Genomic DNA, 23,676 nt, shown 5'->3' on the forward strand with positions numbered 1-23,676 from the left:
GTCGGCGTCGGTCGAAGCGGTGCCGGCCGGGTCGGCCTTGGTCGAGCCGCCGTCGGTCGGCGCGGCAGGGGTGGCGTCGGTCGGGTCCGTCACGGCCGGGGGATCGGCCGGGGCGGTGGGGCCGGCGGCGAGGAACGCCTCGGCCCACCGGCCGACCTCGTCGAAGACCTTCCGGCGTACGGTCGGGCCAGAGAGGATCAGGTCGTGCAGCCCGCCGTCGAAGCGGGCCAGGGTGACGTGCCGGCCGAGGCGGGGCGCGTACCGGACCATGTGTTCGACGTCCAGCACGGCATCGGCCAGGGTCGCGCTGTCGTGCCATTTGGTGCCCCGGAAGGATCGGGTCGAGCAGGCCAGCAGCACCGGCACCTGGATGTCCAGCCCGGCACGCAGCCGACGTTGGCCGGTGCGGATCGCGTTCAGCCAGCCGGCTCGGACCGGGAACCCGGCCAGCGGCTTCCACGCCAGGTCGTAGGTCCACTCGCCGCGGTGATCGGTGTGCAGGCTCTCGCCGTACACCGTGCCCAGCCCGAACGGCAGGATGCGGTGCGGCGCCCTGCGGCCCAGCCGGGCCGCGGCGGCCGCGATGGGTCGGCGGACCGCCCAGGGGGCGTTCAGGTCGAAGAAGGGACTGTTGAGCACCAGGCCGTCGACGGTGCCGGTGTCGCGGCGGGCGTCCGCCCAGAGCGAGATGATCAAGCCGCCGGTGGAGTGGCCCATCGCCAGCAGCGTGTCGTGCCCGTCGTCGGCACGGATGATCTCGGCGGCGGCGTCCAACTCGGGGAAGTAGTCGCTGATGTCCTGGCAGAAGTTCGGAGTCTGGTGCGGGAGCAGGCTGCGGCCGTACTTGCGCAGGTCGAGGGCGTAGAAATCCCAGCCACGCTCGACGAAGAAGTCGGCCAGGTGGTCTGGAAGAAGTAGTCGACGAAGCCGTGCACGTAGAGCACCGCCCGCCCGGTGGGGCGCTCGGCCCGCCGCCGGACCAGGGTCGCGACGACAGGTCCTTCGTCGTCGGTGCCCAGGTCGATCGTCTGCCGCTCGTAGGGCGGCCCCAACACGTCCGGTTCCACGAAATCGACGCTACGCCGGCAACCTACCCAGCGGTACCCCCGCGCCTCCCTGCCCCGCGATCTTGCACTCGTTGCCCCCTCATAAGGCCTAAAAGGCACGAAACGAGGTTCGAAAGTGCAAGATCGCGAGGCGGCGGCGAGGTTAGGCCGTTTCCGCGTCGGCTCGGATTGGATCGGCGGCGGGTAGGTCCTCGGCCTCCTCGACCTGGCCCTGCGGCTGGCTGACGTCGCGCAGGTGCTTGTTGTGGCGCGGCTCCTGACGGGTCTTGGCGTCGTTGAGCCGCCGGCGCAGGTCGTCGCGAACGTCGTTGAGCGCGGCGTGCAGGTCCTCCTCTGCGGAGGTGGTGACGATCTTCTGTCGGCCGGCGATCCAGCACTCCAGGGTGACCTTCTGGCCTCGGGCTTCCCGGTCCTTCACCGAGACCTCCAACTCGGTGGCGTCGGCGTGGAAGCCGGCCAACCGGGAGTCGAGGGTGGCGAACTGCTCGGCGATCCAGTTGCGGTCGCCCTGGGAGAACCCGGCGCCCACCCGCAGGCACTCGGCCACGGTGGCCGGGTTCGCCACGGCGCTCATCGCCGCACCTCGGAAGCGGTCGCGGAGCCGAAAGTAGTGATCATCATGGCGCTGACCTCTCGTCGACGTGGAGCTGTCGGTGGTGCTTGATCAAGTCCATACCCACTCCGGTGACGCCGGAACCGCCGTCACCCGACATGGTGAGGTCGGCCGTACCACATCGGGGCGTGATCAGGGCGTTGTCCACAGGTGGCCCCGTTGTCCACAGGTCGGGGGTGGGGCGCTGGCGGCCCTCGTCGACAGCGCTCAGGCTCAGGGCCGAGTCGACTCGCGCTGGCAGACCCCCGATCCCATGGAGGGACGATGTTCGACACCTACGTCACGATCGTCGGCAATGTGCTGACCGCGCCGGAGTGGCGGCGTACCACCCAGAGCAACACCCTGGTGGCCAACTTCAAGGTCGCCTCCACCGCCCGCCGGCTCGACCGCGACAGCGGTCGCTGGGTCGATGGCAATTCGCTGCGGGTCCGCGTCAACTGCTGGCGCAAGCTCGCCGAAGGCGTGGCGGCCTCGGTGATGGTCGGCGACCCGGTGGTAATCTGTGGCCGCCTCTACACCCGCGACTGGACCGACGACGCCGGCAACCACCGCACGGTCTACGAGTTGGAGGCGGTCGCCGTCGGCCACGACCTGTCCCGTGGCCGGGCCCGCTTCCTGCGTAACCGGCCGACCATGACGACCAGCACGGTCGAGGACGCGGAGGCCGAGAGCCGGGTGCACGGCGAGCCCACCGAGCCGGTGCCGGTCGGGCAGGCGCCCGTGTTGCCCGACGATCGCCCGCTGGACGACGACTTCGAGCTGTCCGAGTTCGGTTCGCTGCGGACCAGCCCGGTCGACCACGGTCCGCTCGACGATGTCTTCCTCCCTGGCAGCGGGATCGGCGGCGACCTGGGCGGCGGCGTCGCGGGTGGCCCCGGTCGTGCGCAGAGCGGTGAGCACGACGTGCCCGCCGCCCTCGACGACGACGAACTTGCCCCTCCCGGCGACTCGGACGACGGTGACCCCGACGGCGAGCTGGGGCCGGTGCCCGACGAGGGTCGGCCGGATCCCGCGCCGTCCGGCCGGGGGCGGCGCGGCCGAGGACGGGTGCCGCAGCCGGCGTGACCGTTCAGCTTCCGGGCGCCCCAAGGGCGCGGCACGACGGGGGCGGGGTGGCGACGCGACAGGCGTCGTCACCCCGCGTGACGCCAGCGGCGGGCGCAGTTGGTTCACGGGATGCTCGTCTAGGCTGGCCGGCCGGAGGTGGTGCGCGTGCGGCAGACAGCGCCGGTGGCGAACGCGGTGGGGCTGTTGGCCGGGTACGCGCTGGACAGGGCGCTCGGCGACCCCCGCCGGTGGCACCCGGTGGCCGGCTTCGGGCAGGCCGCCGGAGCGTTGGAGCGTCGCCTCTACCGGCCGGACCGGGCAGCGGGTGCGGCGTTCACCGCACTGGCCGTGGGCGGGCCGGTGGTGCTCGGGGCGGTCGCCGCCGTGGCCACCCGGCACCGGCCCGTGGCCCGCGCGGTCCTCGTCGCCGCCGGCACCTGGACCGTGCTGGGCGGTCGTACCCTGCGCCACGAGGCCTCCGTCATGGGTCGGACGCTGCGCGACGGTGACCTGCCGGCCGCCCGGCGACGCCTCGGTCACCTCTGCGGCCGGGACCCGTCGACCCTGGGCGAGTCGGAGCTGGCCCGAGCCGCCGTCGAGTCGGTCGCGGAGAACACCTCCGACGCGGTGGTCGCCCCGTTGGTCTGGGGTGCGGTCGCCGGCCTTCCCGGGCTCCTGGGCTACCGCGCGGCGAACACCCTCGACGCGATGGTCGGGCACCGGTCGGAGCGGTACGCGCGGTTCGGCACCCCTGCCGCTCGGCTGGACGACCTGCTCAACCTGGTGCCGTCCCGGCTGACCGGGCTGCTCACAATCGCCGTCGCCCCGGTCGCGCACGGTGACCGAGAGCGGGCCTGGCGGGTGTGGCGGCGCGACCGCAACGACCACCCGAGCCCCAACGCCGGTCAGTGCGAGGCGGCGATGGCCGGTGCGCTCGGCGTCCGCCTCGGCGGCCGCAACATCTACTTCGGGCGCTCCGAGGTTCGCCCCCTCCTGGGTGACGGTCCGCGCCCCGAGGCGCGCCACCTCAAGCGGGCCGCCCGCGTCTCCGGCGCCGTGGGGCTGGCCGCCCTCGGGCTGGCCGCCGCCTACCCGGTGACCGTCGGCCGCCTCGTCAACGCCGTGGGCCGGCGTGGGCTGGCCGCCACGATCGGCCGGACCGGGCTGGGGGCGGCGATGGGCCGGCGTGGGTTGGATGCGGCGGTCGATCGGACCGGGCTCGGCGTGGCGGTCGGTCTGCGTGGGCTGGGCGCGGCGGTCGGCCGGCGTGGGCTGCGGGCTGGGGCGGCTGCGCGGGGGATCGGGCGGTGAGCGGCGGTCTGCTGGTCGCCGGCACCACCTCCGACGCCGGCAAGAGCGTGCTGACCGCCGGCATCTGCCGGTGGCTGCACCGCCAAGGCGTGAAGGTGGCACCGTTCAAGGCGCAGAACATGTCGAACAACTCGGCCGTCGTGGTCGGGCCGGACGGGCGCGGCGGCGAGATCGGCCGAGCTCAGGCCATGCAGGCCGCGGCCTGCGGGCTCGCCCCGGACCTGCGCTTCAACCCGGTGCTGCTCAAGCCGGGCAGCGATCTGGACAGCCAGGTGGTGCTGCTCGGCGAGGCGGTCGACACGATCACCGCGAGCACCTTCCGGCAGTTGCGGCCCCGGCTCGCCGAGTCCGCGTACGCCGCGCTGGCCGAGTTGCGGACCGCGTACGACGTGGTGATCTGCGAGGGCGCGGGCAGCCCGGCGGAGATCAACCTGCGGGGCGGGGACTACGTGAACATGGGCCTGGCCCGGCGCGCCAACCTGCCCACCATTGTGGTCGGCGACATCGACCGAGGGGGCGTGTTCGCCTCGATGTTCGGCACGGTGGCCCTGCTCGACGCCGCCGACCAGGCACTGATCGCCGGCTTCGTTATCAACAAATTCCGGGGTGATCTCGGCTTGCTGCAGCCAGGGCTGGACATGCTGCGCCAGGTGACCGGCCGCCCCACGTACGGGGTGCTGCCCTGGGCGCTCGACCTGTGGCTCGATGCGGAGGATTCGCTCGCCTACGGCCGGGTGCTCGGCCGTCCCGCCGCGCCGCACGGCACCGAGTGGTTGGACGTGGCGGTCGTGCGGCTACCCCGGGTCAGCAACGCCACCGACGTGGAGGCGCTGGCCACCGAGCCAGGCGTCCGCGTACGTCTCACCGTCGAACCGGCGGAACTCGCCGCCGCCGACCTGATCATCCTGCCCGGCTCGAAGTCCACCGTCGCGGACCTCGCCTGGCTGCGCGAGACCGGCCTCGCCGACGCGGTCCACGCGCACGCGGCGGCCGGAAAGCCGCTGCTCGGCCTCTGCGGCGGCTTCCAGATGCTCGGCCGGGCCATCCACGACCCGGTGGAGAGTCGGCAGGGCAGCGTGCCAGGGCTCGGCCTGCTGCCGATCGAGATCACCTTCGACCCGCGCAAGACCGTCCGGCAGTCGGTGGGCACCGCCCCCGGCGGCCTGCCGGTCCGCGGCTACGAGATCCACCACGGGTACGTCTCGCAGGCCGACCCGACCCTGACCCCGCTGCTGACCGGGGTCGACGGCATCGGCGAGGGCGCCATGCTCGGGGCGGTGCACGGCACGCACTGGCACGGGGCGTTCGAGTCGGACGGGTTCCGTCGCTGGTTCCTCACCGAGGCGGCCCGGCTGGCCGGGCGAACCGGGTTCCGGGTTTCGCCGGACACCAGCTTCGCCGCAGCCCGGGAACGCTCACTCGACCTGCTCGGCGACCTCGTCGAGGAGCACCTGGACACCGACGCCCTCTGGAAGCTCATCGAAGCCGGCCCAACCCCCGGACTCCCCTTCATCCCACCAGGTCCGCCGTCGACCTGACCGGCGACTCAGCGTTGGGTGCGTGCGGACAGTTTCGCGGCCCGCACCTGCCTGATTGACGACTCAGCGCCGGGGCGGCTGGGGCCTCAGGGGCGGATGTCTGCGGGGCGATCTGTGGTGGGCAGGCCCGCGGCCAGCCAGGCGTCCACGCCGCCGATCATGTCGGTGGCGCGGCGCAGCCCCAGGGTCTGGAGGCTGGCGGCGGCCAGGCTGGAGCTGTAACCCTGGCGGCACACCAGCACGATCTCCCGGTCGTAGCCGGTGGCCTCCGGAATGCGCCAGGCGCTGGCCGGGTCGAGTCGCCATTCCAGCACTGTCCGGTCGATGACGACGGCACCGGGCAGGTCGCCCTGTTCGCGGCGCTGCGTGTCGGTACGGGTGTCGACCAGCAGTGCGCCGCCGCGGACCGCGTCGACGGTCTGCTGCGGAGTCAATCGGTGCAGCCCGGCGCGGGCCTGTTCGAGCAGGGCGTCGATGCCGGGGCTCATCACGTCTCGGAGCACCACCCGATCATGCCGAGCCGGGTACCAGCCCGCGTGGCGAACGGGTCGCGCGTCACCCGTCGCTGCCGCAAATCCCCCGGACGTGACGGGCACCCGGCCACGGCGGTCAGCCGGACGTGTCAGCCCGGCAACGATGGCCGCTGGTCCAGCGAGATCGACTCCATGTCCCCGATGTGGCGGTGTCCGATCGACGGGATGCCCCGATATCGGCGATCTGGAGTCGATCACCCTGACCTGCGGCGGCGACGGCATACTTCGGTCGTGTACGAACTCGCCAGCCGAGGGCCGCTCGCCCACGGCATCCACCATCCCGCCCTGCGGCGGTGGGAACAGGCGAGGGCGAGTTGACCCCCGAAACCGCCGGGCCGGCGCCAGGCCACGAGCCCGCGCACCTCGAAGGAACGTCCGGCGCGGCCGAGGGCTTCGCAGGAACGGCCGGCGCAGCCGATGCGGCCGGCGCGGCCGAGGACGTCGGGGCCACGGCCGACCGCTGGGGTGGTGGGTCGGCCGTGGCGGTCGTCGAGGCGTACACCGAGTTGGCCCGCCGGGTGCTCGCGGGCCCGGCGCGGTTGGGGCGGACGCGGCTGGTCGCGGTGGACGGGCCGAGCGGCGCGGGCAAGAGCCGGTTCGCCGCGCACCTCGCGGACGCTCTGGCCGTGTTGGCGGGCGGTGGGCGGCCACCGGTGGTGCACACCGACGACCTGCTCGACGGGTGGGACGACCAGCTCACCTTCTGGCACCGACTGGACCGGGAGGTGCTGGCCCCGCTGCGCGCCGGGCGGCCGGGGGCGTACCGCCGCTACAGCTGGGTCCGGCGCTCCTTCCTGCCCCGCCCGATCCCGGTGCCTGTCGCGCCGGTGCTGGTCCTGGAGGGGGTCAGCGCGGCGCGTGCCGCCATTCGGCCCGAGTTGACCCTGGGCATTTTCGTCACCGCGCCCGCGCCGACGCGGCTTGCCCGCGCGGTGGCCCGGGACGGGCCGGAGATCCTGCCCGAGCTGCGTCGCTGGCACGCGGGGGAGCGGGCGCACTTCGCCGCCGACGGCACGGTCGACCGGGTCGACCTGGTGATCGACGGTGCGCCGACGCTGCCGTACGACGCCGAGAGGTACTACGTGCGCAACCGTTGACGTGAGCGGGGCATGGACGCCGGGCACCGGCTGGGGCACGATGCGGGAAAGGTCGGGTACGGGCGAAGGGGAGCCACATGTCGACAGCGGACACACCGGCACGGCGACGGATCACCCTGACCGGCATCAGCTCCCGGGCCTGGGAGCACCCGGCGGACCGGGGCGCTCTGGTCGCGCTGCGGGAGCTGCGCGGGTTCGACGACGTGGTGCGGTCGTTCTTCGGCATGTGGAACGAGCGCGGGTTCCGGCTCTCCGTGCTGGCCTCCGGCATCCGCGTCGACCACCGGCAGTACCCGGCGGTGTGGCAGCGCTACACCGAGGCCGGCGCGGCGCTCGACGTGGCCGAGCTGCCCGAGCTGTATGTGACCCAGTCGCCGTGGTTGGGTGCCGAAGCGGTCGGCCTGGACCGGCCGTTCATCGTGCTGAACTCCGCGTGCGTGCAGCAACTCGACGAGGACGAGCTGCGCTGCCTGCTCGGCCACGAGCTGGGGCACGTGGGCAGTGGGCACGCGGTCTACAAGACCATGCTCATGATCCTCACCCGGTGGGCGGCGAACCTGAGCTGGTTGCCGGTGGGCGCGATCGCACTGCGGGCGATCATCGCGGCGATGCTGGAGTGGTGGCGCAAGGCGGAGCTGTCCGCCGACCGGGCCGGTCTGCTCGCCGGGCAGGACCCGGCCGCCGCGCTGCGGCTGCTGATGAAGCTCGCCGGTGGCGGCGACCTGTCCCAGATCGACACCACCGCCTTCCTGGAGCAGGCCGCCGAGTACGCCGGTGGCGGCGACCTGCGGGACAGCCTGCACAAGATCCGGATGACCGCCTGGAGCACCCACCCGGCGCCGGTCGCGCGGGCCGCCCAGCTGCGGCAGTGGATCGACTCCGGGGCGTACGGGCGGGTGCTGGCCGGGGACTATCCGCGTCGCGACGACGACGCCTCGACAAGCGTGTCGGAGGAGATCAAGGCAGCCGCCGATTCGTACCGGGAGGAGTTCAGCCGGTCCACCGATCCGCTGGTCGGGTTGCTGCGCCGCCTCGGCGACGGCGCCAACGACGTCGGCGAGTGGGTGGGCGGCACCGCCGGTCGGGCTCGTTCCTGGATGGACGCCGCCACCGAGGCCGCCGGCCGCGCGCACCGCGCCGGTCGGGCCGCGCCGGGCGCGACCGCGGGCGCGGGCCCCGCCGGAGGCGGCGAGGGTACGGGCTCGGCCGGCGCGGCGGGGTAAGGCCAGCATACGATTCCGGTCATGACCTCACCGATCATGTCCGAGTCCGAGGTGCGGGCTGCCGTCGAGCGGGAGATGCCCGGTGTCCGGGCCGATCTGGAACGCCTCGTCCGCATCCCCGGCATCGCCTTCGAGGGCTTCGACCACTCGCACGTGGAGCGCTCCGCCGAGGCCGTCGCCGAGCTGCTGCGCGGCTGCGGCCTGGACGTCGACATCGTGCGTTCCGGCGGTCAGCCCGCGGTGATCGGCCGGCGGGCCGCCCCGCCCGGGGCGCCGACCGTGCTGCTGTACGCCCACCACGACGTGCAGCCGGTCGGCGACCGGTCGCTGTGGGAGTCCGACCCGTTCGAGCCGGTGGAGCGGGACGGCCGGCTCTACGCCCGGGGCGCGGCCGACGACAAGGCCGGCATCATGGCGCACGTCGCGGCGCTGCGGGCGTACGGTGACGCGCTGCCGGTCGGCGTGGTCCTGTTCATCGAGGGCGAGGAGGAGTACGGCTCCGACTCGCTGGAGCGGCTGCTGGTCGAGCACCGCGACGAGATCGCCTCGGACGTCATCGTGATCGCCGACTCGGGCAACTGGGACATCGGCGTACCGGCGCTGACCACCTCGCTGCGCGGCATCGTCAACTGCTTCGTCGAGGTTCGTACGCTGGACCACGCCGTGCACAGCGGCATGTTCGGCGGCGCCGTCCCGGACGCGCTCACCGCGTTGGTGCGGCTGCTGGCCACCCTGCACGACGACGCCGGTGACGTGGCGGTGGACGGGCTGGTCGGCCGTGCGGGCGCCGCCGTCGACTACCCGGAGGACCGGTTCCGGGCCGAGGCCGGGCTGGCCGAGGGCGTGCAGTTCATCGGCACCGGCCGGATCACCGACCGGCTCTGGACCAAGCCGGCGCTGGCCGTGCTCGGCATCGACGCGCCGTCGACCGGTGAGGCGCCGAACGCCCTGGTGCCGGCCGCGAAGGCGAAGCTCAGCATCCGGCTCGCCCCGGGCGACGACCCCAAGGGGGCGTACGCGGCGGTGCGCGCACACCTGGAGAAGCACGCGCCGTGGGGCGCCCAGGTGACGGTCAGCTTCGAACACGACGGTGACCCGTGTGTGATCGACGCGTCCGGGCCGATGTTCGACGCCGCCCGCTCGGCGTTCCGGGCAGCCTGGGACGGCACCGACCCGGTGGACATCGGCGTCGGTGGCTCGATCCCGTTCATCGCGACCTTCCAGGAGATGTTCCCCCGGGCGGCGATCCTGGTGACCGGTGTGGAGGACCCGCACGCCCGCGCGCACGGGCCGAACGAGAGCCTGCACCTCGGCGAGTTCGCCCGGGTCTGCCTCGCCGAGGCGTTGCTGCTGGGCAAGGTGGCCGCAGCGGGCAGTTAGGTGTCGGAACGGCAACTTTGGGTTTGTTCTGGGAGTTCACGGCGTGTCGGACGATCGGCTGTTATAGCCTTTCGAACATGAGTACGAACGAGGTGATGGCCCGCTTGGGGGCCGCCGTCAATGCGCTGGGGGACGTTGACGTCTCCGCGTGGTCCGAGACCACGCTCAACGAACAGCTCGGCGAGCTCTCCGCCGCCCTGGTCGCCCTCGACTCGGTGCTCTCCCGGGTCGCCGGCGAGGTCCGCGCCCGAGGGCTGCGCATCGAGGAGCCCGTCTCCGCCTGATCCGCCGTCCGCCGTGGTGGCGGCACCCTGCCGACACCGCCCGGGCACGGCAATGCCCGGGCGGTGTCGGAGGTGGCTGGCAGGATGAACTCCGTGCGGTTCATCGACCTGGCGGCCACCTCCGCCGCCGTGGGCGCCACCAGCGGCCGGCGGGCCAAGGTGGAGCTGCTCGCCGACGCGCTGCGCCGGCTCGACCCGACCGAGGTGGAGCCCGGTGCCGGCTATCTCGCCGGTGAGCTGCGCCAGCGGCAGACCGGCGTGGGTTACGCGAGCCTGCGTGACCTGCCGCCTCCCGCCGCCGAGCCGACGCTGACCGTGGCCGCTGTCGACGCGGCCATCGAGCAGATCGCCGCTGTGCGGGGCGCGGGTTCGCAGGCCCGACGCCGGGCGCTGCTCGGTGCCCTCTTCGCGGCGGCGACCGCCGACGAGCAGCGACTGCTCACCAACCTGTTCGGTGGCGAGTTGCGCCAGGGTGCCCAGGCGGGGCTGCTGGCCGACGCGGTGGCCCGGGCCGCCGAGGTGCCGGTGGCGACGGTCCGTCGGGCTCTGCTGCTCGCCGGTGACCTGCGCGCGGTGGCGGTGGCCGCGCTGGCCGGGGGCGCCGCCGAGCTGGCCGGGTTCGGCCTGCGGGTCGGCCGACCGCTGGCGCCGATGCTGGCGCAGAGCGCCCCCTCGGTCGACGAGGCGCTGGCCGCGACCGGCACGCCCGCCGTGGTCGACGTGAAACTCGACGGCATTCGCATCCAGGTGCACCGCTCCGGCGCCGACATCGCGGTGTTCACCCGCAGCCTCGACGAGATCACGACTCGGGTGCCCGAGGTGGTCGCCGCCGTCCGCGCCCTGCCCGGCCGGGAGTTGGTGCTCGACGGCGAGGCGATCGGCCTGGACGAGACGGGTCGCCCACTGCCGTTCCAGCAGACCTCCAGCCGGGCCGCCCGGCGCACCACACCCAGTACCACCGGGGGCACACCGGTCGCCCCGGCGGTGCTCGCGGCTGCCGCCACCACCGGCCAGACCGTCCTGACGCCATATTTCTTCGACCTGCTGCACCTCGACGGTGACGATCTGATCGACCTGCCCGGCCGTGAGCGGTGGGCCGCGCTCGCCGGCGCGGTCGATTCGTCACTGCTGGTCGGGCGACTGGAGGTCGACAGCCCGGAGCAGGCCGGGGCGGCCTTCGCCGCCGCGCTCGACGCCGGCCAGGAGGGCGTGGTGGTCAAGGCACCGGACGCCCCGTACGACGCCGGCCGGCGGGGAGCGGCCTGGGTCAAGGTCAAACCGAGGCACACACTCGATCTGGTGGTGCTCGCCGTCGAGTGGGGCAGCGGTCGGCGCGAGGGCTGGCTGTCAAACCTGCATCTGGGTGCCCGCGACCCGCGCAACGGCGACTTCGTGATGCTCGGCAAGACGTTCAAGGGGCTCACCGACGAGCTGCTGCGCTGGCAGACCGAGCGTTTCCTCGGCCTCGCCGTGGAGCGCGGCGACTGGGTGGTCCGGGTCCGTCCCGAGCAGGTGGTCGAGATCGCCTTCGACGGGGTGCAGACGAGTTCGCGCTACCCGGGCGGGATGGCGCTGCGGTTCGCCCGGGTGGTGCGATACCGCGAGGACAAGTCCGCCGCCGAGGCGGACACCATCGACGCGGTCCGGGCCATCCACGCCGGTCGGTCCACCGGCTGACCGGCCCGGGTCACCTGCTGGACAGCGACCGGGCGTAGTTGACCTGGTTGTTGAGGTGCTGCACCTGGCTCTGGTCGGTGACCGGGATCCGGGCCACATACTGCTGGGCGCCGTTGGTGACCGTCACCTGGACGGTGCCGTGGTGCCGGGTCTCCTTGACCAGCAGGAAGAGCAGGCTGAAGACGGCCACGCAGAAGAAGCCGACGATGGCGCAGACCAGCGCCCAGGTGGCGATCTTCTCCTCGCGCTGCCAGTAGTCGGCCACGTGCCAGGTGGCACCGGCCAGCGGCAGCACACCGGCCGGTGTGCGGATGACCGGCGGGGTCACGGTGATCTCGGCGATCTGCACCGCGACCACCTCCGGCCCGGCGGCGAAGCCGGCCGCGACCGGGTGCGCCGCCACCGGCGGGTACGGCCCGACCGCCGGCCACGATCCCGGGGCCTGAGCGGGCGGCCCGGAGAAGGACGCGGGCGGGCCGGAGAAGGGCGAGGGCGGCCCAGAGAAGGACGCGGGCGGCCCGGAGAACGGCGCGGGCGGGCCGGAGAACTGGGCCGGCGGCCCGGAGAACGGCGTCGGTGGCGCGGACGGCTGGGCCGGCGATCCGGGGAACGGCGCGGGCGCGGCGGGGAACTGCGCGGGCGTGGCCGGGAACTGCGCCGGCGTGGCCGGGAACTGCGCGGCCGGTGCCGGTGTGGCCGGCGCCGGTGCGGCCGTCGGCGTGCCGAAGATCGCGGCGGTCGGGTGCGGCGTGGCCAGCGGGCTGGCCGACCACGCGTCGGTGAGCGGCGCGGAGGCCCACGGGTCGGTCGGCGGGGTCGCCGGCTCCGACTCGGGAAACGGCGCCGTGGGATCGACGGTCACCGGCGCACCCCACACGGATTGATCACCCGGCGGAGATTACCGGCTGCCGTGGCGTGCCGTGTTCCCCCGAGCGTCCGATTGCGACGCCGACTCGGCCTCCGTTTCAGGCGGAGGCGCTGGGCGTGGGCTCGGCCGCCCGATCCAGCGGGGCGGCCGTCGTGCCGATGCCGGCGGCCCGGTGGGCCTCCCGGCGGGCCACCCAGCCGTAGCCGAAGAGGGCCATCACGGCGAAGAGCCACCACTGCACGACGTAGCCGAAGTTCTGCCAGTTGTTCGTGTGCCCGACCGGCACCGCCTTGAACAGCGGGTCAGCTGCCGGGGTCTGCTCGTCCAGCAGCAGATAGCCGCCGTAGACCGGGTAGGGCAGCTCGCGGGCGAGACGCGGCACGCCGACCCGCCGGGTTTCCAGCAGCCCGTCGCGGCGGTCCACCGCGCCGGCGCCGCTCTCGGTCTCGTGCACCCGGCCGACCACCGTCACGTCGCCGCTGGGCGCGGCGGGCACCGACGGCTGGGCGGTAGCCCCACCCGGAGCCGGCGGGATCCAGCCCCGGTCGATCAGCAGTGCGGTGCCGTCGGCGAGCACCAGCGGGGTGAGCACCTCGAAGCCGACCCGGCTGTCGACCGTCCGGCCACGGACCAGGACGGTGTTCGACGGGTCGTACCGGCCGGTGACGGTGATCCGGGTCCAGACCTTGTCCTTCGCGGGCGGCGGGCCGGCCGTCCCCGGGCCGCCCGTGGGAGCGCGGAACGCGTCGGCCAGGGGCGTCGGGGCCATTCGCAGGCCCGCGTCGATCCGCTCGTTGATCTCGGTGCGCCCCTCGTAGCGGTCCAGCTGCCAGTTGCCCAGCCAGACCATGACGGCAGAGGCGACCAGAGTCAGCGCGAGGGCGCCCAGCCAGCGTGGGCTCAGCAGGAACCGGTACACGGCACCGAGGCTACTCGTATGACCGGGGCCACTGACCTGGACCGGGCCGGGTAGCGGTCGGCGGGTCGGGTCGGGGGTGCTCGCCCGTCGGATCGGGCAGGTATCGTCACGCGGACGGCGCGGCCCTCAGCCGGTCGTCGCGTACCCGCCGCCGCCCGCCAGGGAGTCGATGATGACCGTCGTGCCGCGCCTGGTGCTCAGCGCGCCGTCCTCCGGGCACGGAAAGAACGCGCTCGCGATCGGGCTGCTCGCCGCCCTGGCTGAGCGGGGTGTCGACGTCGCCGGGTTCAAGCTCGGCCCGGATCAGGTCGATGCCGCGTACCTGGGTCTCGCCGCCGGTCGGCCGGGCCGGGTGATCGACCCCCGGTTGGTCGGCACCGACCGGCTCGCTCCGCTGGTCGCGCACGGTGCGGCGGGTGCCGGGCTCGCCGTGGTGCAGGGCAGCATGGGCCTGTACGACTCGGTCGGCGGCCGTCCCACGCAGGAGTCCACGGCCGCGGCCGCCACCGCGCTGCGCAGCCCGGTGGTCCTGGTGGTCGACGTGGCCGCGATGGGGCAGTCGGTGGCCGCCCTCGTGCACGGTTTCCGCTCGTACGACGAGCAGTTGTGGCTTGGCGGGGTGATCCTCAACCGGGTGGCGTCCTCGCGGCACGAGGGGATGCTGCGCGAGGCGCTGGAGGACGTGGGGGTGCCCGTCTACGGCGCGCTGCGTCGCCAGGACCTGCCGTCCGTGCTGCCGTCGCGCCGGCACGGGGTGGCCCCGGTGGTCGACGGGTCCGCTGACGCCTCCCGTGCGGTTCGTCGTCTTGGCGAGGCGGTCGCCGCCACGGTCGACCTGGAACGGCTGCTCGGGCTGGCCCGCTCCGCGCCACCGCTGCCGGCCGCGGCGTGGTCGCCGCAGGAGGCGCTCGGCGAACTGGTCGTTCCGGCGGAGCGCCCGCTGGTGGCGATCGCGGGTGGGCCGGGCGGCAGCTTCAGCCACCCGGAGACCGCGGAGTTGCTGCGGGCCGCCGGTGCCGAGGTCGTCACGATCGATCCGCTGCGCGACGAGGCGCTGCCGGTCGGTGTCCGCGCGCTGGTCGTGGGTGGCGCGCTGCCCGAGGCGTACGCCGAGCAGTTGTCGGCCAACCGGCGGCTCTGCATCGCGGTTGCCGAGTTGGCGCGCACCGGGCGGCCGGTGGTCGCCGAGGGCGCCGGTCTGCTCTGGTTGGCCCGGGAGCTGGACGGGCTGCCGATGTGCGGTGTGTTGGACGCGGTCGGCGTCAGCCGGGACGGTCTCGTGGTGGGTTACCGGGAGGCGACCGCCCAGACCGACAGCGTGGTCGCGGCGCGCGGCACGGTGCTGGTCGGGCACAAGGAGCACCGCGCGGTGCTCACCCCGCGCGCCGGTCAGCGGCCGGCGTGGAGCTGGGACGGTGGCACGCCGGAGGGGTTCGTCTGGCGCAACGTCCACGCCTCACAGCTCGCCCTGCACTGGGCCGGTCACGCGGCGACCGCCGCCCGACTGGTCGCGGCGGCGGTGCGCGAGCCGGTGGGCGAGGCGGACGCGGCTGCGGCCGGTGAGGTCCTCGCCGACAAGCACTGATCCTGGTCCACTCCCGGTCAGCCGACGATGGCGTCCGAGGGTGGGGTGAACTGACGGGTCGGTGTGCCCTTCAGGCCGTCGCGCAGGGTCTCGGCGACCGCCGCGATGGGGATCTGGGACTGCCCGTCACCGACCGCGTTGAACGGATTGTCCGGGTCGGAGATGAAGCTCGCCGCGGCCAGTTCCGGGGTGTAGCCGACGAACCAGGCCGACCGGGTGCTGTCGGTGGTGCCGGTCTTGCCGGCGACCGGGCGGCCGACCGTGCCTCGGACGCTGTCAGCGGTGGACCAGCCCCCGCAACTGCCGCGTGCCGGGGTGTCCCCGGTGGGGCAGCGGGCGGCGTCGGTGGCCGCCCGGGCGGCGTCCGCGTTGACCACCTGCCGGCACCGAGGCTTGGCCACCTCACGATGGATGCCGCCGGGGGTGGCGTACGTCGCCGGGGTGCCGTCCCGGTTCATGATCGCCTGCACGGGGATCGCCTCGCAGTAGCGGCCGTCGGCGGCGATGGCGGCGTACGCGTTCGCCATCTCCAGCGGGGTGGCGTCGGAGACGCCCAGGGTGAAGGCACCCCACTTCGAGGCTTTCGCGGGTGAGGCGTGGTCCCGGTCCACGTCGGTGCGCCAGCGCAGCCCGAGCTGCTCGGCCAACCGGACCGCCCGTTCCGCGCCGACCTTCTCCTCCAGCCACACGAAGTACGTGTTTACCGACTTGCCGAAACCGGACCACATGGTCTGCTGGCCGGTCATCGCGCCGCTGGCGTTGGAGGGCGCCCAACCGTCGTAGACCTCCGACCGGTAGCGGTACGGGGCGTTGAACGAGGTGGAGAGCGTCATCCCGGAGTCCAGGGCGGCGAGCATCGGGAACATCTTGAACGTCGACCCGGCCTGGTAGCCCGCCAGGTCACCGCCGCCGAGCAGCGGCGCCACCGTGTTCGGGTAGTTGGCCTTCACCTTCGGCCCGGCCTCGGGGTTGGAGCTGGGTGGGTTGTCGGCCAGGTCGAGGGAGTACGTCCGGTTCACCGCCATCGCCTTCACCCGCCCGGTGCCCGGCTCGGAGACCACGATGCCGTTGGCGAACGGGCTGCCGGTGGCCTCCTTGGCACCGACGTTCTTCTCCGCCGCCTCCTGGATCTTCGGGTCGAGGCTGAGCACGATCCGGTAGCCGCCACGGCGCAGCTTGTCCATCCGTTCCAGCCGGTTCGCACCGAACGCGGGCTGCGCACTCCACCAGTTCTTCAGGTAGTCGCAGGCGAAGCCCCAGCTGTTGTACTTCTCCGGGATCGCCGCGCAGTCGTGCGGCGGGGTGGTCAGCTTCAGCCGGATCGGCTCGGACTTGGCGGCGGTGGCCGAGTCGGGGGAGAGGTAACCGAGCTGGCTCATCCGGTCCAGCACGTAGTTGCGCCGCGCGGTGGCCTCCTTCTGGTCGGAGTCGGCGGGGTCGTACTCGGACGGGGACTTGACCAGGCCGGCGAGGGTGGCGGCCTCGACCGGGGTGAGGTCCTTCGGGGTCTTGGAGAAGAAGATCTCGCTGGCCGCGTAGATGCCGTACGCCCGGTGACCGAAGTACGCCGAGTTCAGGTAGCGCTCAAGGATCTGCTCCTTGCTCAGTTCCTTCTCCAGGTCCATCGCCATCCGCATTTCCTTGACCTTGCGCAGGCTGGTCTGCTGGGTGGCTTCCTGGACCTCCTTGGGGGTGGTCGCGCTGTCCCGCAGGGCCATCCGGACGTACTGCATGGTCAGGGTCGACGCGCCCTGGGAGACGCCGCTGGACCGGGCGTTGGCCACGAAGGCGCGGGCCACGCCCTTCGGGTCGACGCCGTGGTGCTGGTAGAAGCGGTTGTCCTCGGCGGCGACGATCGCCTGCTGGATGTTCGGCGACATGTCCGACAGCTTCGTGTACTGCCGGTACTCCTCGTAGAACATGGTCAGTACGGTCTTGCCGTCCGGGGCGTAGAGGTACGAGGTCTCGGCGGGCAGGGCGGTGGTCAGCAGTCTGGTCTTGTGCTCCATGGCGTGCGCGGTGGCCTTCGCGCCGAGCCCGGTGAAGGCGACCAGCGGGTACGCGACGGCGGCGATCACGATGCCGGCGATGAGCCCGGCACGCAGGAGAGGGACGAGTCGACCAGCAGCAGCAAGGGGTCGGTTGCTCACGTGGCAAAGTTATGACATTTCCGAATCAAACATGAGACGAACTCATAAACCCGTGAGGTGGTGACGTGGCTTACGCGGAGATCGACTGTCCCACCGGCCACCTTCCCGGCAGGATCTCGGACATGCGTGATGAGCCGAGCGAGGTGCCGGTCGCCGAGGCCGACCCTGCGGCGGCGCCCGAGCCGGATCTGACGCACCACGGGGACGCGGAGGTCGGCGCCGGCCTGATCGACCTTGCCGTCAACGTCCGCCAGGCGTCACCGCCGGACTGGCTCGCCGACCCGATCGCCGCCACCCTCACCGACCTGGCCCGCTATCCGGACCCGGCGCCGGCCCGGGCCGCGGTCGCCGCCCGGCACCGGCGTCCCCCGAACGAGGTGCTGCTCACCGCCGGGGCCGCCGAGGGCTTCGTGCTGATCGCCCAGGCGCTGCGCGGCATCCGCCGACCGGTGGTCGTGCACCCGCAGTTCACCGAACCGGAGGCGGCGCTGCGGGCCGCCGGTCACCCGGTCGAGCGGGTGCTGCTGGACCCGGCCGACGGCTTTCGGCTCGATGCGTCCCGGGTGCCCGCCGACGCCGACCTGGTGATGATCGGCAACCCGACGAACCCCACCTCGGTGCTGCACCCCGCGCGGGCCGTGGCCGCGCTGGCCCGCCCGGGTCGGGTGCTCGTGGTCGACGAGGCGTTCGCCGACACCACCGGCGGGCACACCGGCGAACCGGAGTCGCTGGCCGAGCGGCGCGACCTGCCCGGCCTGCTCGTGGTGCGCAGCCTCACCAAGACCTGGGGGCTGGCCGGTCTGCGGATCGGCTACCTGCTCGGCGCCCCGGAGTTGCTGTCCCGGCTGGCCGCCGTCCAGCCGCTCTGGGCCGTCTCCACACCCGCGCTGGCCGCCGCCGCGGCCTGCGCCACGCCCGCCGCCGTCCAGGCCGAACGCGCGATCGCCGTCGACCTCGCCGCCGACCGCGACCATCTGGTGGCACGCCTCGCCAGCCTCCCCGGTGTACGCGTCGCAGGCCGCCCCGCCAGCGCGTTCGTGCTGCTGCACCTGCCCGGCGCGACGCGGGTCCGGGCGGCCCTGCGGGAGCGGGGCTGGGCGGTACGTCGCGGCGACACGTTCCCCGGCCTCGGCCCGGACTGGCTGCGGGTGGCGGTACGGGACCGAAACACCACCGACGCGTTCGTCGAGGTGCTGCGCGAGATCATGGAGGCATGATGTTGGAGACCACGATCGCGGCCATCGCGCCACTGGACGAGTCGGCCATGGCCGCCGCCCGTGAGCTGCACGGCCGACTGACCAAGCCGGCGGGCTCGCTGGGCGCGCTGGAAGACCTGTCGGTACGCCTCGCCGGACTGGCCGGGGTCTGCCCGCCGCCGCTGCCCGAGCCGGCCGCGGTGGCGATCTTCGCCGGTGACCACGGGGTGCACGCCCAGGGGGTGACCCCGTGGCCACAGGAGGTCACCGGGCAGATGATCGGCAACTTCCTGGCCGGCGGCGCGGTCGTCAACGCGTTCGCCCGGCAGGCCGGCGCCTCGGTCACCGTGGTCGACGTCGGGGTGGCCAACCCGCTGCCCGAGCCGCCCACCGTCGACGGAGCCGACCCAGCCGTCCTCGACCCGACCGCGCCCCGACTTGTCGTCGCCTCGGTGCGCCAGGGCACCCGGGACTTCGCGGTGACCGCCGCCCTCACCCGGGACGAGGCGCTCGCGGCGGTGTGCACCGGCATCCGGATCGCCGACGAGCTGATCGACGCCGGTGCCGGCATCCTGCTCACCGGCGACATGGGCATCGGCAACACCACCCCGGCCGCCACGCTGATCGCCGCGTTCACCGGCGTCGACCCGCTCGACTCGACCGGCCGGGGCACCGGGGTCGACGACCCGACGTACGCCCGCAAGGTGGCCGTTGTGCGGGCCGCGCTGGCCCGGCATGAGCCCGACCCGGCCGACCCGCTGGGCGTGCTGGCCGCCGTCGGCGGCCTGGAGCACGCCGCGCTGGCCGGGCTGATCCTGGGCGCTGCTGCGCGCCGCACGCCGGTGCTGCTGGACGGTGTGATCGCGGTGTCCGCCGCGCTCGCCGCCGCCGCGTTCGCGCCGGACGCGGTCGGTGCCATGATCGCCGGGCACCGCTCGGCCGAGCCGGGCGCCACCGTGGCGCTGCGCCAACTAGGCCTCGACCCGCTGATCGACCTGGGGCTGCGTCTCGGCGAGGGCACCGGCGCGCTGCTGGCGCTGCCGGTGGTCACCGGCGCGGTCCGGGTGCTGCACGAGGTCGCCACCTTCGACTCCGCAGGCGTGGCCGAGAAGTGACCACGCGCGGCGAGCGAGGGGGCACGGCGTGAGCGCCAGCCCGTACCCCCTCGGTTTGCGGCTCGACGGGCGGCGGGTGGTCGTGGTGGGCGGCGGCGCGGTCGCCACCCGGCGGGTGCCCGCGCTGCTGGACGCCGGCGCGGACGTCCTGCTCGTGGCCCCGGAGCTGACCCCGGCGCTGCGCGCCCGGGCGGACGCGGGCCGACTGCGCTGGGTGCCGCGCCGGTTCGCACCCGACGACCTGGACGGGGCATGGCTGGTTCAGGTGGCCATCGACGACCCGGTCGCGGCCGAGTCCGTGACCGTGGCCGCCGCCGAACGACGGATCTTCTGCGTCCGTGCCGACGACCGCACGGCTGCGACGGCCTGGACTCCGGCGGTGACCCGGCACGGCCCGGTCACCGTGGCGGTGCTCGGCGGCGGTGATCCCCGGCGCGCGATGACCGTCCGCGACGCGATCCGCGACCTTCTCGCCGTGCGCCTGGAACCGGACGGGGACACACCGACCCGGAGCCGGGCCGACGTCGCGACCGGGACGACCGGCGGGCGGCCGACCGGGCGGGTGGCGCTGGTCGGGTCCGGTCCGGGGGACCCGGAGCTGATCACCGTGCGGGGTTGGCGGCTGCTCACCGAGGCGGACGTGGTGGTCGCCGACCGGTTGGTGCCCGGGCTGCTCCTGGACGAGCTACGCCCCGACGTCGAACTGGTGGACGCCTCGAAGATCCCCTACGGTCCGTCCCGCGCCCAGGAGGAGATCAACCAGATCCTGGTCGACAGGGCGCTGGCCGGCGCGTCCGTGGTCCGGCTCAAGGGCGGCGACCCGTACGTCTTCGGCCGGGGCGGCGAGGAGTTGCTGGCGTGCGCGGAGGCCGGCGTACCGGTGACCGTGGTCCCCGGGGTGACCAGCTCGATCGCCGCTCCGGCCGCGGCCGGCATCCCGGTCACCCACCGGGGGGTGGCGCACGAGTTCACCGTGGTCTCCGGGCACCTGGCACCCGACTCGCCGGCCTCGCTGGTGCGCTGGGAGGCTCTGGCGGGCCTGCGCGGCACCCTGGTGATCCTGATGGGGCTGAAGAACCTCGCCGCCATCGCGGCCACCCTGATCGCGCACGGCCGACCGCCGGAGACGCCGGCCGCCGTCGTCCAGGAGGCCACCACGGGCGCGCAGCGGGTCCTGCGGTCGACGCTCGGCGCGGTGGCCGCCGACCTGCTCGCCGCCGACCTGCGCCCGCCAGCCGTCGTGGTGGTCGGTGACGTGGTGGGCGCGCTCGACGGGTGACCGGTGACATCGGTCCCGGTGGGCGTCAGCGCGGCGCCGGGTGGCGCCGCCGGCACGAGAGCGGGAGGTCCGAGGTCCCTTGCGCGTCCTTTGCTCTGCTTCAACCGGCGCAACACGGAGAAGCTGTTTGTGTTGCGTGGAGTGAAGCAGAGCAAAGGACGCGCGGGCCGGAGCAGCGCTGCTCCGGCCCGTCGTCGAACTGCCTGTCGGCTACTGCTTGAGCATGTTGTCCAGCAGCAGGGCACAGCGGATCAGACCCAGGTGGCTGTACGCCTGCGGGTGGTTGCCCAGACCGCGCTCGGCGAGCGGGTCGTACTGCTCGGGGAGCAGCCCCGTCGGGCCGGCGGTGAGCACCATCTGCGCGAACAGTTCCTCGGCGTCGGTGCGGCGGCCGGTGCGCAGGTACGCCTCGATCAGCCACGCCGTGCAGATGTGGAAGCCGCCCTCGCGGCCGGGCAGGCCGTCGTCCCAGTGGTAGCGGTAGACGACCGGGCCGCTGCGCAGGTCCGCCTCGATCCGTAGGACGGTGGAGAGGAAGCGCGGGTCGTCACCCGGGAGGAGGCCGGAGAGCCCGATCCAGAGCGACGAGGCGTCCATGTCCTCGTCGCCGTACGCGACGCTGTACGCCTCGACGTCCGAGTGCCAGCCGTGCTCCAGCACGTTGGCGCCGATCCGGTCGCGCAGGTCCTTCCACTCCGGCCGGTCCTCGCCGCCGTGCTCGCGCATCACGTGCAGCGCCCGGTCGACGGTCATCCAGCACATCACCTTGGAGAAGACGTGGTGCCGGGGTGGCAGCCGGGCCTCCCAGATGCCGTGGTCGGGCTCGTGCCAGCGCCGCCGGACGGCCTCGACCATGTTCTCCAGGACCCGCCACTCGTCGTCGCGGACCGAGCCGCGAGCGTCGGCGACGGCCGCGATGAGGTCGGCGATCGGGCCGAAGACGTCCAGTTGGAGCTGGTGGTTGGCGAGGTTGCCGACCCGGACCGGCCGGGAGCCGGCGTACCCGGGCAGCGTGTCGATGACCGCCTCGGCACCCAGCTCGTAGCCGTCGATCGTGTAGAGCGGGTGCAGCCGCTCCGGGTGACCGCCGGTGCGCTCGATGCAGCCGTCCACCCAGCGCAGCAGCGCCTCGGCCTCCTCGACGGAGCCCAGGTCGACCAGCGCGCGGGCGGTCAGCGCCGCGTCGCGCAGCCAGCAGTAGCGGTAGTCCCAGTTGCGGACGCCACCCAACTCCTCGGGGAGCGAGGTGGTCGCCGCGGCCAGGATCGAGCCGGTCGCCTCGTGGCAGAGCCCGCGCAGGGTGAGCGCGCTGCGGACGACCAGGTCCCGGGCGGTGGACGGCAGCCGCAGCGAGGCCACCCAGTCCTTCCACGGCTGCTCGGCCGCGGCCTGCCGTTCGTGGATCGGCACCCGGTGGTGTTCCAGGCTGTGCGTGGCGAAGCGCAGCTCCAGCACGACCTGCCCACCGGCCGCCGACAGGTCGACGAGCGCCTTGGCGGTCTCGTACCCGCCGTCGTTGGTGACCTGCCACTCCACCCCGGGGGAGTAGAGGGCGACCGGCTCGTTGGAGCCGAGCACCAGCAGGCCGTCGCCGAGCGGCTGCAACTGCACGGCGACCTGACCGAACTCGGGCCGCGGCGCGAACTCCACCCGGGCCTTGCCACTGCCGGTCAGCACCCGGATCAGGGTCGAGTCGCCGGTGACCACCGCCGGCCCGTCCGGGTTGGTTTCCCGGGTCGGCTTGTCCAGCCAGTCGGTGACGGTGAGGCCGGACCACCGGGTCTCTACGGTCATCGTGCCGGAGCGGTAACGCTGGCCCAGCGGAATGCCGCCGCGCTCCGGGGCGACGCTGAAGTGGCCCGCGGGGCTGCCGCCGACCAGGTCGGCGAAGATCGCCGCCGAGTCCGGTTTGGGGTGGCAGAGCCAGCTGACCTTGGCCTCGGGGGTGAGCAGCGCGACGGTTCGGCCGTTGGCCAGCATGGAGTGGCGCTCGATCGGCACCGCCCGCTCGCCGAACAACCAGTGCCGGCGGGTTTCCAGCAGTAGCCCGAGCGCGCGGGCAGCCTCGATCGGCTCGGCCACCCGGTAGCCGGCCTGGGTCTCGCCAGGCCCGATCTTGATGCCGAGGTCCGGCCCGTGCAGGTTGCCGAACGCGTTCTCGTCGGTGACGTCGTCGCCGATGAAGAGCACCGCGCTGGCCGCGAGCTGGGTCCGCAGCTGGTCGATCGCGGTGCCCTTGTGGGTGGCCACCACGGAGAGCTCGATGACCTCCTTGCCCTGCGTGACCGTGACGCCGTCGAAGGTGGCCGGGCCGTTGCGGACCGCTTCGATGGCCGAGGCGGCGATCTGCGGGTCGACACCCCGGGTGTGCATGGCGACGCTGGCCGGCTTGCGTTCCAGCCGGATGCCGGGGTGCTCGGCGGCGATCTCACGGAGCGCGTTGCGCACCTGGGTGCGTACCGCCACCAGTTCGGGGGAGAGTCGCTCGACGAAGCCGATGTCGAACTCGGAGCCGTGGCTGCCGACGAGGTGCACCTCGCTGGGCAGGCGGGAGAGCGCGGCCAGGTCGCGCAGCGCCCGGCCGGAGATCACCGCCACGGTGGTCTGCGGCAGCGCGGCGAGCGCGCGGATCGCGGCCACCGCCTCGGGCAGTGGTACGGCCGTGCTCGGGTCCTCCACGATCGGCGCGATCGTGCCGTCGTAGTCGCAGGCGATGAGGAGTTGGGGAACCCGGGCGATCCGGCCGATGGCGGATCTCAGCTCCGAGTCCATCACTCCGGCGGCGATCGCCGCT

General features: G+C 73.6%; 17 protein-coding genes and 2 pseudogenes. 12 read left to right on the forward strand and 7 right to left on the reverse strand.

Going from position 1 to position 23,676, the window contains the following annotated elements; all coding sequences use genetic code 11:
• Positions 1 to 129: 129 nt before the first annotated feature.
• Positions 130 to 1,067: pseudogene (locus ABZ780_RS17265) on the reverse strand (alpha/beta hydrolase); the annotation flags it as partial.
• Between the two features lie 142 nt (positions 1,068 to 1,209).
• Positions 1,210 to 1,641 (reverse strand): HPF/RaiA family ribosome-associated protein, encoded by a 432-nt coding sequence (locus tag ABZ780_RS17270; RefSeq protein WP_357486592.1) that lies wholly within the window; start codon positions 1,639 to 1,641, stop codon positions 1,210 to 1,212.
• 303 nt (positions 1,642 to 1,944) lie between these two features.
• On the opposite strand from ABZ780_RS17270, the gene ssb reads away from it, so the two are divergent.
• The 3 genes and pseudogenes from ssb to ABZ780_RS17285 all read left to right on the forward strand — a co-directional run bounded on the left by ssb (position 1,945) and on the right by ABZ780_RS17285 (position 5,576).
• Positions 1,945 to 2,745 carry a single-stranded DNA-binding protein gene (gene ssb, locus ABZ780_RS17275; protein WP_357008024.1) on the forward strand — a complete coding sequence of 267 codons (801 nt, stop codon included), beginning with the start codon at positions 1,945 to 1,947 and terminating at the stop codon, positions 2,743 to 2,745.
• 147 nt (positions 2,746 to 2,892) lie between these two features.
• A pseudogene (locus tag ABZ780_RS17280) lies at positions 2,893 to 3,858 on the forward strand (cobalamin biosynthesis protein); the annotation flags it as partial.
• 176 nt (positions 3,859 to 4,034) lie between these two features.
• A complete protein-coding gene (locus ABZ780_RS17285; protein WP_357008027.1) occupies positions 4,035 to 5,576 on the forward strand; it encodes a cobyric acid synthase in 1,542 nt (513 codons plus the stop codon).
• Between the two features lie 86 nt (positions 5,577 to 5,662).
• Here the strand turns inward: ABZ780_RS17285 and ABZ780_RS17290 are convergent, their stop codons facing one another.
• A complete protein-coding gene (locus tag ABZ780_RS17290) occupies positions 5,663 to 6,064 on the reverse strand; it encodes a rhodanese-like domain-containing protein (protein ID WP_357008242.1) in 402 nt (133 codons plus the stop codon).
• A gap of 524 nt (positions 6,065 to 6,588) precedes the next feature.
• Here ABZ780_RS17290 and ABZ780_RS17295 point away from each other — a divergent pair.
• The 5 genes from ABZ780_RS17295 to ABZ780_RS17315 all read left to right on the forward strand — a co-directional run bounded on the left by ABZ780_RS17295 (position 6,589) and on the right by ABZ780_RS17315 (position 11,770).
• The gene (locus tag ABZ780_RS17295; protein ID WP_357008245.1) at positions 6,589 to 7,206 is read left to right on the forward strand and encodes a hypothetical protein; all 618 of its coding nucleotides are present in this window, start codon (positions 6,589 to 6,591) and stop codon (positions 7,204 to 7,206) included.
• Between the two features lie 77 nt (positions 7,207 to 7,283).
• Positions 7,284 to 8,429 carry a M48 family metallopeptidase gene (locus ABZ780_RS17300; protein WP_357008030.1) on the forward strand — a complete coding sequence of 382 codons (1,146 nt, stop codon included), beginning with the start codon at positions 7,284 to 7,286 and terminating at the stop codon, positions 8,427 to 8,429.
• Positions 8,430 to 8,465: 36 nt separating this feature from the next.
• Complete coding sequence (locus ABZ780_RS17305; RefSeq protein WP_357008248.1) at positions 8,466 to 9,809, forward strand: dipeptidase; 1,344 nt, start codon at positions 8,466 to 8,468, stop codon at positions 9,807 to 9,809.
• 77 nt (positions 9,810 to 9,886) lie between these two features.
• Positions 9,887 to 10,093 (forward strand): hypothetical protein, encoded by a 207-nt coding sequence (locus ABZ780_RS17310; protein WP_357008033.1) that lies wholly within the window; start codon positions 9,887 to 9,889, stop codon positions 10,091 to 10,093.
• Positions 10,094 to 10,177: 84 nt separating this feature from the next.
• Positions 10,178 to 11,770 (forward strand): ATP-dependent DNA ligase, encoded by a 1,593-nt coding sequence (locus ABZ780_RS17315; protein WP_357008035.1) that lies wholly within the window; start codon positions 10,178 to 10,180, stop codon positions 11,768 to 11,770.
• 10 nt (positions 11,771 to 11,780) lie between these two features.
• Here the strand turns inward: ABZ780_RS17315 and ABZ780_RS17320 are convergent, their stop codons facing one another.
• Both ABZ780_RS17320 and ABZ780_RS17325 read right to left on the reverse strand, forming a co-directional pair.
• Positions 11,781 to 12,632 (reverse strand): hypothetical protein, encoded by an 852-nt coding sequence (locus ABZ780_RS17320; protein ID WP_357008038.1) that lies wholly within the window; start codon positions 12,630 to 12,632, stop codon positions 11,781 to 11,783.
• Positions 12,633 to 12,735: 103 nt separating this feature from the next.
• Positions 12,736 to 13,557 carry an SURF1 family protein gene (locus tag ABZ780_RS17325; protein WP_357008040.1) on the reverse strand — a complete coding sequence of 274 codons (822 nt, stop codon included), beginning with the start codon at positions 13,555 to 13,557 and terminating at the stop codon, positions 12,736 to 12,738.
• A gap of 172 nt (positions 13,558 to 13,729) precedes the next feature.
• On the opposite strand from ABZ780_RS17325, the gene ABZ780_RS17330 reads away from it, so the two are divergent.
• The gene (locus ABZ780_RS17330) at positions 13,730 to 15,142 is read left to right on the forward strand and encodes a cobyrinate a,c-diamide synthase (protein WP_357008043.1); all 1,413 of its coding nucleotides are present in this window, start codon (positions 13,730 to 13,732) and stop codon (positions 15,140 to 15,142) included.
• Between the two features lie 17 nt (positions 15,143 to 15,159).
• On the opposite strand, the gene ABZ780_RS17335 is transcribed toward ABZ780_RS17330, so the two are convergent.
• Positions 15,160 to 17,292, reverse strand: a complete 2,133-nt coding sequence (locus tag ABZ780_RS17335; RefSeq protein WP_357008046.1) for a transglycosylase domain-containing protein — start codon at positions 17,290 to 17,292, stop codon at positions 15,160 to 15,162.
• 122 nt (positions 17,293 to 17,414) lie between these two features.
• Between ABZ780_RS17335 and cobC the strand changes: the two genes are divergently transcribed.
• From cobC to cobA, 3 genes are read left to right on the forward strand one after another with little or no spacing between them, the layout of a single operon-like run.
• Complete coding sequence (gene cobC / locus ABZ780_RS17340; protein WP_357486593.1) at positions 17,415 to 18,509, forward strand: Rv2231c family pyridoxal phosphate-dependent protein CobC; 1,095 nt, start codon at positions 17,415 to 17,417, stop codon at positions 18,507 to 18,509.
• Positions 18,509 to 19,603, forward strand: coding sequence for a nicotinate-nucleotide--dimethylbenzimidazole phosphoribosyltransferase (gene cobT / locus ABZ780_RS17345; protein ID WP_357486650.1), 1,095 nt, complete (start codon positions 18,509 to 18,511; stop codon positions 19,601 to 19,603). Before cobC ends, cobT begins: the two co-directional genes overlap by 1 nt.
• A 28-nt stretch (positions 19,604 to 19,631) precedes the next feature.
• On the forward strand, positions 19,632 to 20,882 hold the full coding sequence (cobA, locus tag ABZ780_RS17350) for a uroporphyrinogen-III C-methyltransferase (protein WP_357486595.1): 1,251 nt from the start codon (positions 19,632 to 19,634) through the stop codon (positions 20,880 to 20,882).
• Positions 20,883 to 21,092: 210 nt separating this feature from the next.
• Here cobA and otsB read toward each other — a convergent pair whose 3' ends face one another.
• Entirely contained in the window at positions 21,093 to 23,654 is a 2,562-nt protein-coding gene (gene otsB, locus ABZ780_RS17355) for a trehalose-phosphatase (RefSeq protein WP_357486651.1), read from the reverse strand.
• Positions 23,655 to 23,676: the final 22 nt, after the last annotated feature.

This window comes from Micromonospora sp. NPDC047467, from assembly GCF_040643095.1.
In the GTDB taxonomy this organism is placed as follows: domain Bacteria; phylum Actinomycetota; class Actinomycetes; order Mycobacteriales; family Micromonosporaceae; genus Micromonospora.

Excerpts from the sequence above, each read along its gene's own strand:
- ABZ780_RS17270 (WP_357486592.1), bottom strand. The coding sequence starts at position 1,641 with ATGAGCGCCGTGGCGAACCCGGCCACCGTGGCCGAGTGCCTGCGGGTG.
- ssb (WP_357008024.1), top strand. The coding sequence starts at position 1,945 with ATGTTCGACACCTACGTCACGATCGTCGGCAATGTGCTGACCGCGCCG.
- ABZ780_RS17290 (WP_357008242.1), bottom strand. The coding sequence starts at position 6,064 with ATGAGCCCCGGCATCGACGCCCTGCTCGAACAGGCCCGCGCCGGGCTG.
- ABZ780_RS17300 (WP_357008030.1), top strand. The coding sequence starts at position 7,284 with ATGTCGACAGCGGACACACCGGCACGGCGACGGATCACCCTGACCGGC.
- ABZ780_RS17305 (WP_357008248.1), top strand. The coding sequence starts at position 8,466 with ATGTCCGAGTCCGAGGTGCGGGCTGCCGTCGAGCGGGAGATGCCCGGT.
- ABZ780_RS17310 (WP_357008033.1), top strand. The coding sequence starts at position 9,887 with ATGAGTACGAACGAGGTGATGGCCCGCTTGGGGGCCGCCGTCAATGCG.
- ABZ780_RS17315 (WP_357008035.1), top strand. The coding sequence starts at position 10,178 with ATGAACTCCGTGCGGTTCATCGACCTGGCGGCCACCTCCGCCGCCGTG.
- ABZ780_RS17330 (WP_357008043.1), top strand. The coding sequence starts at position 13,730 with ATGACCGTCGTGCCGCGCCTGGTGCTCAGCGCGCCGTCCTCCGGGCAC.
- cobC (WP_357486593.1), top strand. The coding sequence starts at position 17,415 with ATGCGTGATGAGCCGAGCGAGGTGCCGGTCGCCGAGGCCGACCCTGCG.
- cobT (WP_357486650.1), top strand. The coding sequence starts at position 18,509 with ATGTTGGAGACCACGATCGCGGCCATCGCGCCACTGGACGAGTCGGCC.
- otsB (WP_357486651.1), bottom strand. The coding sequence starts at position 23,654 with ATGGACTCGGAGCTGAGATCCGCCATCGGCCGGATCGCCCGGGTTCCC.